12 protein-coding genes are annotated in these 12612 nt (G+C 40.5%); 6 read left to right on the forward strand and 6 right to left on the reverse strand.

The window, feature by feature from the left end:
- Positions 1 to 18 precede the first annotated feature (18 nt).
- The 3 genes from VB836_RS00470 to VB836_RS00480 all read left to right on the forward strand — a co-directional run bounded on the left by VB836_RS00470 (position 19) and on the right by VB836_RS00480 (position 4834).
- Positions 19 to 1860: a DUF3685 domain-containing protein gene (locus tag VB836_RS00470; RefSeq protein WP_323217519.1), complete on the forward strand. Its 1842-nt coding sequence runs from the start codon at positions 19 to 21 to the stop codon at positions 1858 to 1860.
- A gap of 167 nt (positions 1861 to 2027) precedes the next feature.
- Complete coding sequence (locus VB836_RS00475; RefSeq protein WP_323217520.1) at positions 2028 to 2900, forward strand: PhnD/SsuA/transferrin family substrate-binding protein; 873 nt, start codon at positions 2028 to 2030, stop codon at positions 2898 to 2900.
- A 101-nt stretch (positions 2901 to 3001) separates the two neighbouring features.
- A complete protein-coding gene (locus tag VB836_RS00480; RefSeq protein ID WP_323217521.1) occupies positions 3002 to 4834 on the forward strand; it encodes a sensor histidine kinase in 1833 nt (610 codons plus the stop codon).
- Between the two features lie 19 nt (positions 4835 to 4853).
- On the opposite strand, the gene VB836_RS00485 is transcribed toward VB836_RS00480, so the two are convergent.
- From VB836_RS00485 to VB836_RS00510, 6 genes are all read right to left on the reverse strand, one after another.
- The gene (locus VB836_RS00485; protein ID WP_046278091.1) at positions 4854 to 5219 is read right to left on the reverse strand and encodes a Lin0512 family protein; all 366 of its coding nucleotides are present in this window, start codon (positions 5217 to 5219) and stop codon (positions 4854 to 4856) included.
- A 19-nt stretch (positions 5220 to 5238) separates the two neighbouring features.
- On the reverse strand, positions 5239 to 6234 hold the full coding sequence (locus VB836_RS00490) for a pentapeptide repeat-containing protein (RefSeq protein ID WP_323217522.1): 996 nt from the start codon (positions 6232 to 6234) through the stop codon (positions 5239 to 5241).
- A 5-nt stretch (positions 6235 to 6239) separates the two neighbouring features.
- Positions 6240 to 7751: a hypothetical protein gene (locus tag VB836_RS00495; RefSeq protein WP_323217523.1), complete on the reverse strand. Its 1512-nt coding sequence runs from the start codon at positions 7749 to 7751 to the stop codon at positions 6240 to 6242.
- A gap of 269 nt (positions 7752 to 8020) precedes the next feature.
- Entirely contained in the window at positions 8021 to 9304 is a 1284-nt protein-coding gene (locus tag VB836_RS00500) for a valine--pyruvate transaminase (protein WP_323217641.1), read from the reverse strand.
- 133 nt (positions 9305 to 9437) lie between these two features.
- Positions 9438 to 9854 carry an RNA-guided endonuclease InsQ/TnpB family protein gene (locus VB836_RS00505; RefSeq protein ID WP_323217525.1) on the reverse strand — a complete coding sequence of 139 codons (417 nt, stop codon included), beginning with the start codon at positions 9852 to 9854 and terminating at the stop codon, positions 9438 to 9440.
- A gap of 10 nt (positions 9855 to 9864) precedes the next feature.
- Positions 9865 to 10677, reverse strand: coding sequence for an RNA-guided endonuclease InsQ/TnpB family protein (locus VB836_RS00510; protein WP_323217526.1), 813 nt, complete (start codon positions 10675 to 10677; stop codon positions 9865 to 9867).
- Between the two features lie 219 nt (positions 10678 to 10896).
- On the opposite strand from VB836_RS00510, the gene VB836_RS00515 reads away from it, so the two are divergent.
- Genes VB836_RS00515 through VB836_RS00525 form a run of 3 tightly spaced genes read left to right on the forward strand, consistent with a single transcriptional unit; the run spans position 10897 to position 12537 of the window.
- Positions 10897 to 11730, forward strand: coding sequence for a Tab2/Atab2 family RNA-binding protein (locus tag VB836_RS00515; RefSeq protein ID WP_323217527.1), 834 nt, complete (start codon positions 10897 to 10899; stop codon positions 11728 to 11730).
- A gap of 49 nt (positions 11731 to 11779) precedes the next feature.
- Complete coding sequence (locus tag VB836_RS00520) at positions 11780 to 12196, forward strand: XisH family protein (protein WP_323217528.1); 417 nt, start codon at positions 11780 to 11782, stop codon at positions 12194 to 12196.
- Entirely contained in the window at positions 12184 to 12537 is a 354-nt protein-coding gene (locus tag VB836_RS00525; RefSeq protein WP_323217529.1) for a XisI protein, read from the forward strand. The genes VB836_RS00520 and VB836_RS00525 overlap by 13 nt, the downstream gene beginning before the upstream one ends.
- The last annotated feature ends 75 nt before the right edge of the window (positions 12538 to 12612 follow it).

Consider the following 12612-nt stretch of genomic DNA (forward strand, 5'->3'; position numbering starts at 1 on the left):
TCAGACTTCTGTGAATCCATGACTCAATCGACTGTGCGACTTCTGCTTATTGATGATGACCCGATTTTTTGCATGGGATTACGGGCCGCTTGCCAACAGTATCCTGATTTACAGGTCGTTGCAGAAGCCCAAACCGCAGAAGCCGCCTTAGCAATTTTAGAACCTCAACGGGCCGTAAACGAGAATTCCCTCCCTAACATTTCAGCCGATCATGTTATTGATGTCGCTGTTTTGGAGTTGGGGATGGCTAGCCTAAATGCTCCCAACTCGCGGTTGCGTTCTACCACTGATCCGGCGATCGCTTTTTGTCAATCTCTGATGACGAACGACCCAAACTTGGGGATTTTGCTTCTCACTTCCATTCGAGACAATACCCAACTCCAAGCTGCTCAACAGGTTGGGGTTCAAGGCTATTGTCCCAAAGGGGTAGCGATTGAGACGATGATCACTGCAATTCGTCTGATCGCCAATGGCCAGACGGTTTGGGAAAATTTCAGTTCAGATGGGCTTTCAACTCGGACTCAATCCCCCATCACTGGTTTATCTCGATGGAGTCGCTGGCGTTACAAACTCGGGTGTTCTGGACTGCAACAAATTGATGAAACTCTGGCTGAAGTAACAACTCAACTTCCGAACCCCTATGATGTGGAACGGGGAGATCCGATGGCGGTTCTCAACTGGTTAATGATCACAGGTCATCGCCGAGAACTGCTGGCGGCTCGTTGGATTGTCAGTCAACTGTTACCCGCTTCTGTTCGCACTCAAGCCCCTGCAACGGAGGAAAGGAAGTTTACCCCTAATCCCCCCCCAAACGAGCCTCTAACACCCAAAGAATGGCTGGTTGTGCGTTCTAATTCTTCCCTAACCTATCAAGCTCCGGTATTAGCAACGGAGGTGAAATCGGTTTTATTTGATGTTACTTTTGCTAAATTGCAGTCGGGGTTAATCAATCTGACAGGTTCTCCCCTGGAAATTGATATTTTACGATTGACTCAAAAACGGGAACTGATTCGTCTGATTTTGCAACAGTTTGAACAAATGTTAGACGAACTCGGATTTTCCCAAGTGGAATTTGATCAATTATCTGATAAATCTCCGACAATGCTGGTTGATATTTGGAAAGCGTCTGTTACTAATTTTTTTGGGAAATATTACACTTTACAAGTCGGAACTCAACAGATAGAAGTTGTCCCGGTTCTACTGCGAGATGCAGTGATTGTTCAAACTTCGATTCTTGATAAAATTCCCTTAATTCCCGATTTAGTTGCTGATTTATTATTTCAAGTTCCTTTAATCGTTGATAATACTTCTTGTCCGGTGGGAAGTCCTGAAGCGATGCAACGCGCCGAAGCGATTTTACAAAATTTAGTGATTCAAATGGCGAATGCTGTGATTCAACCCTTGCTGAATCATTTTGCTGATGTTGAAGAAATTAAACAAAAATATTATGATCGGCGGTTGTTCTCGACTCGTGAACTGGAGAAATTTAGAAATAATTTGTCTTGGAAATATCGCGTCGATCAATATTTTGGAGAACCTAAAGAAATTTTTGAAAGTTTATATACTTTACGAGTCTTTGGAGAACGGGGAATTCAAAAACAAGAAATTTATTCTCCCCGTAATGAAGAATTGAAAAAGCTTTCTGGCGTTCAACTGGCGGTGAGTTTGGTGTTAGAAACTCGTGATGCAGTCGCTCCCCGAGTTCGAGCAACAATCTCTTTTCTAGGAAGTGGTGTGGTTTATTTGTTGACTCAAGTTGTGGGTCGAGGAATTGGTCTAATTGGTCGGGGAATTCTACAAGGAATTGGTAACTCGTTCCAGGAAAATCGCGTTAATAAAAAAAATGGTCGTCAACCCTGAAAATTCAAAGAGGAGATGGGGAAGTTTGATAACTGGTAGGGGGAATTCATGAATTCCCTTTACGCTCACGGGTGAGTGATTCAAGAATTGCTGGCAGAATTATCTTAACTTTATTTTAATTCCCTCTTAACTATCAAATGGTATGGTTAACTGGGAGGTTATATTTTATGAAACGTCGTCATTTTCTCGGGTATTCTTTATACTTTATTGTAGGATGTAGCACAACAACGACCCGGAACAACGAACTCGGAAGGAATAAACCTGATCTTCTCCGTTTTACCGTAACTGACGAACAAGGACTAGAAGCATTAGAGCAGAATTATGGTCAATTTCGCCAAGCTTTAGAAGAAGTCCTAGAGACAAAAATTGAGTTTGTCCCGGTAGAAAGCTACATCGCTGCTGTGGTTGCGTTTCAATCCAATCAAGTGGATTTAATTCTCACTGGGCCTTCTGAATATGTGGTAATTCACGCTCGGACTGATGCTTTACCTTTGATTGCGATCGCTCGTCAAGATTACTATTCTATCATTGTTGTTCCCGAACAGAGCAATATTCAATCCTTAAATCAATTAAGCGGTAAAACCATTTCTCTGAAAAAACCGGGTTCTACCAGTGGTCATCTTGGCCCAACAAAATTATTACTAGATGCCGGACTGAAACCGAATGTCAACTATAAAGTAATGATGTTAGGATCACAAGAAGGGATGGAAGCACTCGCTGAGGGGAAAGTCGATGCTTGGGGGGGATCAAAAACGGATTATGAGGGCTATAAAATTTCTGGAAAAAGCTTTCGAGAGATTGAACAAAGTTCTCCCCTTCCGAGTGATTTAATTGTTGCGAGTGATTTTTTAGATCCAAAAGTTGTTGCTGGGTATAAAAAACGGATTATCGAAAATAAAGACCAATTAATAGAAGCTTTAGTCTTGGGTGAAGAAACTCAAAAATACAAAGGTTCTCGGTTAGTTCCCGTTGAGGATAGTGATTATGATATTATTCGTGATGTCTATCAAGCGATTGGCGAAGGGGAGTTAATTCGGTAAAATTTCTGGGATGAAAAAAGTTAGCTCACAACCGAGTGAATTAACCTAATATTAACCTAAGAATGCTAAATTAGTACATAAATGCTCTATCCGGTTCTATTATGCTGCTCGGTAAAACAGTTGAGGAAGCTGAAAAAATAAAGAAAACTCTAAAAATTAGCTTCTCTTCAGTTGTTGGAGGATTATCATTCAGTCAATCTAGAAAAATTTTTTCTCGCTTGAGCATTCTAAAAAAGATTAGCTATGGCTATTGTCTGGCGATTGGAATTGGTGTTAGTGGTACAATTGTGGGATTGATGATCGGAGATTCATCTCAACAAAAAGCATTATCACAACTGACTATAGCTTATCAACAACAGAATATCGTTACCCAACTCGAAAATGCTCTGAAATCCTTACAATCTCATCCTCAACAGTTGATTATTGTTTTAGGAGATAATATTTCCTACGATTACGAAGTGGTGAAATTTTATGATAACTTAAATAGAATTCAACACCAAATTTATAAACTCGATACCTTTACAGAACTTCACGCTGAGGATATTGTTGTTGAGCAAAAGGATGTTCAGAAGCTATTCCAAGCTTACAATACTACAATTAAATCCTATGTTGAACTCATGGAGTCTCTCTGGAAAGAAATTAAGCCAGCGACTCTCGTTCAAGAAGAAATTCCCACCGCACAACAACAAATTTGGAACACCCTGCGAGATCAAGAAGCCACTCAAATTAGTCTAGAGTTTGAACGAATTTCCGAACAGTTAACGCGACTGATTACCAAAGCTGAACTTCAACAAAAGCAAGCGGATATTCAACTCCAAAAAGCGAATAATTTGCGAGTTATGATTATTGTAACCAGTTTATTCCTTTCTACAACAATTGCAATTATACTTGCTATTTTAACCAGTCGTGCGATTGCTCTTCCGATTCAAAAAGTAACGAAAGTTGCTCAACGAGTCACTGAAGAATCCAATTTTAGCCTGCGTGTTCCAGTGAGATCTACAGATGAAATCGGAACCTTAGCGGTTTCTCTGAATCAATTAATTGAATGGGTAGAAAAATATACTCAGGATTTAAGACAAGCGATTAAAGATTTAAAAACGGCTCAAGCGCAACTGATTCAAAGCGAGAAAATGTCGAGCTTAGGTCAAATGGTAGCAGGAATCGCCCATGAAATCAATAATCCGATCAGTTTTATTCATGGAAATATTACCCCAGCTTTAGAGCAGATCCAAGATTTACTGAATTTAGTTGATCTCTATCAACAAAATTGTTCCCAGATTTCACCAGAAGTTGAAGCAAAAATCGCCGAAATTGATTTAGAGTTTATCGCGGAAGATTTACCGAAGTTACTCTCTTCGATGAAAATGGGAACACAACGAATTAGAGAGATCGTGTTGTCGCTGCGAAACTTTTCTCGCCTCGATGAAGCGGAAATCAAGCAAGCTGATATTCACGAAGGAATTGATAGTACATTACTGCTTCTGAATCATCGTCTAAAGTCAGAGATTGAAGTCGTGAAACAGTATGGCAATATTCCCCTGATTGACTGCTATCCCGCACAACTCAATCAAGTATTTATGAATATCATTTCTAATGCGATTGATGCTTTAGAAGAGGCAAAGACTCATATTTTGTATGGCGTGGAATTCTCAGAAACATCTCAAATTACCATTCTAACCGAACAGATTAATACTCAACAGATTCAAGTCAGAATCCGAGATAATGGATTAGGAATTCGTCCTGAGATTAAACATAAACTCTTTGATCCCTTTTTTACGACTAAAAAAATCGGTAAAGGAACAGGAATCGGGCTTTCAATTTGCTATCAAATTATCCAGAACCATCAAGGCAAAATCGAAGTCGTCTCGGAATACAAAAAAGGGGCTGAGTTTATCATCACTCTACCGATTATATCAAAAAAATGCCGAAAATGATCAACCCTTTTTCAAGTTTTTACTCCATTTCAACAAATACCGTCACGGCGGCGACTGCAATCAACATTTCATCATTTTTATCCTCAAGTTCGGCGATCGCCCGTCCTTGCACCACCATTCCGCCTGACTCGAGTTTGAGGCTTTTTTGACCAAAAGGCAACACCGCCAACACCTCATCAGAGCGCACTTGTTCAGGATAGGGAACGGCCACCTGTACTTCAACAATCATCTGATTGGGATGAGTTAAACCCGCCACCTCCCAAACTCCGGGTAAAGCATTGTGAGCGATCGCATTGCGAACCGCCCGTGCTGCGGCTACAGTAGGGTCTTGTCCATGCTGATCAATCCCCATCGCCATTTCAATAATTAAGCGTTTACGAGCCATAATTCAAGCTTTAAATGTACTATTGATGAACTTCCCCATTTGGCATAATCGCCCCATGCAACTGTACGCCAACAGTTGTCGCACTGCTAAATTCAACTCGGGTGAGATAAGCATAACTCAAATTCGCATTGCGGAGATTTGTCCTAGCAATTGAGGCATCCGTAAGATCGGCTTGGGTTAAATTCGCATCACTTAAATCGGCGCGGGTTAAATCGGCTCGTACTAGGTTTGTTCGGCTCAAATCTGCACCACAAAGATTAGCATTACTCAGTTTAACATCAGGTAAGATTGAATCACACAAAACCACCCCAGGAAGTTGAGCCTCTGTTAATATCGCTCGTTCAAGTTTTACCTTTCTTAAATTCGCCCCCATCAGTCGAGCGCCGGATAAATCGGCTTCGGTTAAAAACGCCGATTGTAGGTTTGCTTCTGTCAGGTTAGCTTGCTTCAAAATCGCCCCTCGAAACACCGTTTCCCCTAAATTAGCGCCTCGAAGATTAGCACGGGTTAAATCGGCACCTGTGAGGTTAACACCTTGTAAATCACTACCTCGTAAATCAGCCCCCCGCAAGTTCACCCCTTCGTAAATCCGTCGTTCATAACGTAGGTTCGCCCCCCGTAAACAAGCACCTCGCAAGTCAGCCCCTTGGAGATTAACGCCGCGTAAATCAGCTTGAATCAGGTTAGCATCCAGTAAAATAGCTAGAGACAAGTTAGCCTTGCGAAAATCAGCGCCTTGTAAAATTGCTCCGTGAAGATCTGCATCGTTGAGGTTGGCGCCACTGAGGTTAGCTTTATTGAGGTTGGCGCCACTCAGTTTGCTACTAACTAAGTTGGCTCTGGTTAAGTTGACACCATTGAGATAAGCAAGAATTAATTCAGTTCCCTGTAAGTCGGCGTGGCTGAAGTTAGAATCAATTAAATCCGCAGAGTTTAGATTAGCATTTCTGAGATTAATCCCTCTAAAATCTCGCTCTCCTGCTTGATATCGTTTCAGTAGTTCAGTCGCATCCATCTGGTTTAACCTTTGAGTGAATTGTAGGCATATTCTTGAGTCCAAGCAACCGATTTTTGACCAATTTTACGTCCATAGATTTTAATATGATGAATGGATGTGATTTTCAGAAAGATTAGCTTTTTATGAACAAAAGATGCTGTGGGTTCGGGTGAGGGAATTTCTTCTGCTGCAACGACAATGTGTAAACAACCCGCTTGAGATTTGACTTGGGTGTGAATTCCTCTTGTTTGTAAGGATTGATTGATCAAGCTGGCGATCGCTTTGGGATTTCCCTGTCGAGCGAGTTCCATCATTTTTTGTTGTGACGGATCGATAGTTTGAGCTAATTTTATTTCGCTGGTTTCGAGTTCGTTTAAATCCTTTTTTAATTCATTGACTTTGATTTCTATTGTGTTAATTAATTTTTGGAGTGCCTGTTTTTTGAACTGGAAGCGTTCTTCTGAGGTTTGATTTTTTAGACAGAGATCTAAAAGATTTTGTAACTCATCCCAGGTTTGATTAATGGGGTAGATTGTTTTTCTAATACTATGATTAAGGATGATTTGCACCTGAGATTCTAATTGATTGTTGAGATTTTCTAGTTCTTCGGTTCTCAGCCGGGTTGACATTGAGTGATCAGGAGTGAGCAATGTTTCTGATGTTAAAGGATTTTCGGCTAATTTGGGTTCTTGATTTAATAAAAAAGAGTTTACATTTTCTGACTTTTTTTCTTCAATACTCAAAAAATTTTCTTCTATTTTATCATTAATATAACAAGTGTTTACCTCAAGTTTTTCTTCTAATGTATTGCTTGATTTTTCTTTATTTATTGCGTATATTGGCTTTAAAGCATCTAGTAAAACACTGACAGCTTGAGTATTTTCATCGGGATTTTCCAAATAGTCAGCCATTTTCAATAGATGAGATCTTAAACCAGAAATCATTGGAAAATTTTGCAGCAAGTGTCTTAGTAAATCATCCAAGCTATGCAACTTTAACTGTGACCATTCTTGACTACTAAAATTAAACTCTCGTTCTAAAGTCGAAAACAGTAACAGTTTCACTCGTAAGGGATTTGTATACTGCATAATTCTCCATCTGACATCAAACAGGTTAGGAATAGAAGAGAGAGAATTCAACTTCTGATTCGGCTCCGTTGTTTCTACAGCTTGGGAATTCTGAGTCAGAGTCGATTCAGAAAGATTTTGATCGGCTTGGAAATGAGATGGATTTAATTGGTCTTCTAAATAAAGTTGTCCAACTTGATTAATAATCGTATGAATAATCAGAGTGTATTGTGCTTTTTTATTTATTTTCGACAAAATTTGATCTAGAATATTATACAGATTCTCTAGAGTTTGAGTTTTCCAATATAATTCCTGCACTAAATTTCGGGTCGAAATCTTAATCAACAAGTCTTGATTATTTTCCCACTGTCCTCGACAAGCACAAAGCATCACCTTTTTAATCCGATTCAGGTTAACATCTTTTTCTAAATGTTCAACAACTTCGTTCAATTTTGAGGGACTAGACACCTTTTCCTCCTCTGGAAGCAAGAATTAGAAAATAATTTTTATCTATACTGATTTCCCATTCAAAACTCAGACAATGATGCAAAAGTTCAATATAACCCCAAAAAATAGACCTTGAAGCTGATTCAGCGAACGAATTTCATAACAACACCCTATTTCATTTTAAACGGGAATCTTCTCACCGTGCTAATAATAAAGGGTACAGCAACATTTGCTATACCCCACTGTATGACTGGTATGGCTACAAAGTTTAAATCAAATTAGGTACGGCTTTACACGCTAGCCATCACACCCTGATAGACTCGTTCTGTAACCTCAGCCAAACGTTGCATTCCCGCTTCAATTTCCTCATCACTCGCCGTCAGACTCATGCGAATACATTGCTGTTTGTGTGGCCAATCTCCCGACAAACCGGGGAAAAAAGAACTTCCCGGTACACAAATCACACCCACTTGCTTCAATTCTTGATAAAATTCCCAATCAGAAATCGGTAAATCTTCAAACCAGATCCAAGCAAAAATCGCCCCTTCTCCCCGATGCAAATACCAAGGCAAATATGAAGGCATTGAGCGATCCAAAGTCGCCTCTAAAATGGTAAACTTATTTTGGTAGTATGGGCGAATCACCTCAACCGCAATATCCGCTAACATTCCCGAACCAATCGCCCTCGCTGCGATCGCTTGTCCGTACCGAGAAGAATGAATACAAATATTCGTTTGAAAGGCTTGCAGGACTTGAATAATTTCTTCATCACCAATCGCTACCCCCAACCGTTCACCCGGAAGTCCCGCTTTTGATAAACTAATACAGTGAACAATATTTCCGCCAAAAATCGGTTCCATATCGGTAAAATTCAACGCTGGAAACGGAGGCGCGTAGGCTGAATCAACAAAAACAGGTATATTATAATTGGCTGCCATCGCTGCAATTTTTTTCACTTCATCCTGAGTCAATACATTTCCTGTCGGGTTACAAGGACGAGAAAAAATAATCGCACCCACCGTTTCATCAACCGCAAACCGATCAAAATCAGGATGATATTTGAACCGATGCGTCTCAGGAAAAGTCTCTAATTTGGGTTGATAAGCCACCACCGCTTCAGGAAACAGGCTAACGCTACCATATCCGGTATAATCAGGACTCAAGGGTAAAACGATCTTTTTGAGGGTTCCGTCCTCTGTGTAGCCGCCAAAAGCATTAGCAGCAAAAAAATAAATTGATTGACTTCCAGGGGTAATCAAAATATTGCGATCGCTGAGATTTAGTCCGTAGCGTGAGTTAAAATCTTCAACAATTACATCGATAAACGGTTGATAGCCTTGACTCGAACCATACCGACAAATCACCTCGCCATATTCAGGACTAGACAGAAGTTGATCGGTACAATCTCGCCATAACTGTTCAACTTCAGGTAAAATCACCGGATTACCTGCACTTAAATTAATAAAATCTTTACCCTGACCTGATCTGAGGGTTTCAATAATATCTTTCATAATCGCACGCACCCCACTCAAATGGGACATACGATTGCCAAATTTAGATAAAGCCAGATCCATAGTGCAGCAAACGTACTCGATTGACATTGAATTAATCTTAACCACAGTCGGCCAAGATGGGGAAGTCTCAAAAATAAAATTTGACACACTCCCACCAGTAAACTCTTCGAGTTCTACTGGGGGATTCTAAATCTCACGACTTAGATTTACTGCTTTTACGGCACTTATCTGTTCGCTTTCGCTCACCCGACAGTACGCCTACACAGTCAATTTCTTGAACCACGATCTGCCCGACCGCAGCAATACCTCGATTACAAATCACTTGTGCTGCTGCAACATCGCGATTACATTCGTAGTTGCATTCAGGGCATTTATGTGTGCGCTCGGACAGGTCTTTTTTTCCTGTATGCGCCCCACAATGAGGACAAATTTGACTCGTATATCTGTAGTCAACCTTGCCAAAATAAACCCCCCGCTTCCAGCAAACCCAAGCTAATATATTGAAGAACTGACCGAACCCTGCGTCTAAGGTATGCTTGCCTAACATTCCTTTTGCCCAAGCTCTAAAGTCTAGGTCTTCAACAAATATCATTCCCGCTTGGTCGCACAAATGACGCAGCTCATTTAAAGTGAAAGTCTTTTCGGGTATCTGATATTTTTTGATGAAGTCTTGCTATCTTCTGGTTAAGTTTGTGTCGATTAGCCTCACCCAGTTTCTTTAACTTTAATCTACGTTGCAGTAATTTCAACTCGCCGTGTAGCCGTGTTAAAAATTTGGGACGTTCGATCAACTCACCATCAGAGGTTGCCAAGAACTTATCAAGCCCAATGTCAATTCCTATCGGATGCCCGGAAGCTGGAGTATCTGGAATGCTTACAGGGCTTTGTAAAGATAGCATTGCAAAATACCCGCTAGCTTTTCTCACAACCCTCACCTGTTTAAGTTTAAATCCTTCTGGAATTGGGCGAGATAATCTCATCTCCAACCATCCAATCTGAGGAAGCTTTATCCAGTTATTTGAAACTGGATTGCTCTTCAACTGAGGGAACACAAAAGACCGCATTCGATACTTGTTTTTGAAGCGAGGAAAACCATAACCCTGCTCTTTCATGTTGTTGAATGCTCTTTCTAAGGTTTTGAGAACTTGTTGTAAAACTTGAGCATTGATTTTCTTGAGTTCAGGGTTGGTTTTCTTCGCTTTTGTCAAGCTAGCAGATTGTATGTTGTAGTTGGGATACGGAGCATCCGGTGGGACAATGTACTCTTGCTGCAATGAACAAGAGTTAACTGCACACTTTCTACTACTTATCCAGTCTTTTCGCTCTCTCAAGGCGTAATTCCACACCTTTCTACAGACCGCCAACATTTCTTCAATGGTGGCAATCTGTTCTTGAGAAGGAATCAACTTAAATTCGTAGGTTAGTGTTAACATTCTAAAAATATAACACAGTTCTATCTGGATTTTGTACTCGGCTAGAATTTCATCTTAAGAGGGTTGCTGTTGGTCGCAATTCATCTAGCCGTTAAGTCTTCGACTCTAACGGGAGTCCTCTTGCTTCATTTTTAGATAGATTTTTTCACGAAGACTCAGATTGATGATAGCTTTGATCTCAATAGCAACAGCATTTACAGCGATGATTCCTATTATCCCATGTTGATTTGGCAAGCTGACTTTTATCGCCGCCCTCTCGGTGATACCACCGGACAACCCTTGTGGGAGTTGTTGATCTGCGATCCGAGTCGGAATTTTGAATATCTCGCCTTCTGTCCCCAGTCTCAGGTGAATTCAACTTGGTTGACTCAACAGTTACAACAAGCAACCCAAACCGAGAAACCCGATGTGATTTGGGTTTTTCGTCCTCAATCTCTCAGTTTACTGGAAATCGCAGCGACAGCGTTAGGAATTCCTGTTAAACCCAACCGTCGCACTGCTACGCTTAAACAGTGGTTACAGCAACGGGTTGAAGATTATCCAAAACTCGCAGGTTATACCAACGAACCCTACAAACCGATAGATTTGGATAAACCGCCTCCTGTTCCCATTCCTGAGAATTTATGGGGGGATGTTTGGCGGTTTGCAACCTTACCCGCAGGAGAAATTGTTGATGCGTTTTGCGATCGCCCCATTCCCTTTTTAGAAATGCCGGATTTTTTGCATCCAATTCATTTAAAATTACCTTCAACGGTTCCCGTTCCCGGTATTGTGATTAATGGTGGGCGTCAGTCGATGCAATTAGCGCGTTGGTTAGCAGAAAATCAGCCTGTTTCGTTGCATTATATTCCCGGTTCTCTCGATGGATTAATTTTAGAAGCAGGATTAGTAGATCGGTGGGTATTAGCAACCTTTGAAGATGCAGAAGTTAGCGAAGCGGCTAAGATGTTTACCGAACGCAAACAGTTAACCAAAGGATTACATTTTTTGTTAGTTCAACCGGACGATTCAGGGATGACTTATAGCGGGTTTTGGTTGTTAAGAGCGGAGTAAAATCACAAGGTACTGATATCGATTACAATAGAGGGTTAGGAGTTCATCTGTGGCAGCCAAGGATGTTTTTCACCAAGCAGTGAAGCAGGCTCTAAAAAAAGAGCAGTGGGTCATAACAGCAGATCCGCTTGTTGTGAAGTTTGGTAAAGATAAAGTTTTAATTGATCTGGGTGCAGAGAAAATATTAGCAGCAGAAAAAGCGGGTGAAAAAATTGCTGTTGAAATCAAGAGTTTCTTGAATGAATCGGAACTTTTCGACTACCATGCAGCTTTAGGACAGTTTCTCAATTATCGATTAGTATTGCAGCGTACTGAACCGGAACGAATTTTATATCTTGCAGTTCCGATAGAAACATATCGCTCTTTTTTCAGTCGTGACTTGGCGCAAGCGTCAGTGCAAGAATATCAGGTTAAGATGATTGTCTATGATTCTATTAACGAGGTAATATTACAATGGATAAAGTAGAAAAATATCGTCAAATCATTCAAAAAATATTAACAAAATACAGCAACTATCAGCCTGTAGAAGAAGGAATCGAAACTCAGTTAATCTTTGATACCGAACGAGAACATTATCAACTGTTAGAATTGGGTTGGGAAGATTATGACCGAATTTATAACTGTGTGATGCACCTCGATATTAAAGATGAAAAAATTTGGATTCAACGCAATATAACAGACATTCTCATTGCTGAAGAATTAGTAGATATGGGTGTAGCTAAAGAAGATATTATTTTGGGGTTACAACCGCCCTATAAACGACCATTTACTAAATACGGTGAGCATGAACAAGTAATAGCAGGTTAAACTCCGAGCTTAGTTTTTATTTAAGAGTGAATTTCTAAACTGCTCAATTGACAGGGAATAATTATTCTCTTGAAT

The organism is Limnoraphis robusta BA-68 BA1 (assembly GCF_034932365.1).
Taxonomy (GTDB): domain Bacteria; phylum Cyanobacteriota; class Cyanobacteriia; order Cyanobacteriales; family Microcoleaceae; genus Capilliphycus; species Capilliphycus robustus.

Coding starts and splice junctions, on each gene's coding strand:
- VB836_RS00480 (WP_323217521.1), top strand. CDS start 3,002: ATGCTGCTCGGTAAAACAGTTGAGGAAGCTGAAAAAATAAAGAAAACT.
- VB836_RS00470 (WP_323217519.1), top strand. CDS start 19: ATGACTCAATCGACTGTGCGACTTCTGCTTATTGATGATGACCCGATT.
- VB836_RS00525 (WP_323217529.1), top strand. CDS start 12,184: ATGGATAAAGTAGAAAAATATCGTCAAATCATTCAAAAAATATTAACA.
- VB836_RS00490 (WP_323217522.1), bottom strand. CDS start 6,234: ATGGATGCGACTGAACTACTGAAACGATATCAAGCAGGAGAGCGAGAT.
- VB836_RS00500 (WP_323217641.1), bottom strand. CDS start 9,304: ATGGATCTGGCTTTATCTAAATTTGGCAATCGTATGTCCCATTTGAGT.
- VB836_RS00510 (WP_323217526.1), bottom strand. CDS start 10,677: ATGTTAACACTAACCTACGAATTTAAGTTGATTCCTTCTCAAGAACAG.
- VB836_RS00475 (WP_323217520.1), top strand. CDS start 2,028: ATGAAACGTCGTCATTTTCTCGGGTATTCTTTATACTTTATTGTAGGA.
- VB836_RS00485 (WP_046278091.1), bottom strand. CDS start 5,219: ATGGCTCGTAAACGCTTAATTATTGAAATGGCGATGGGGATTGATCAG.
- VB836_RS00515 (WP_323217527.1), top strand. CDS start 10,897: ATGTTGATTTGGCAAGCTGACTTTTATCGCCGCCCTCTCGGTGATACC.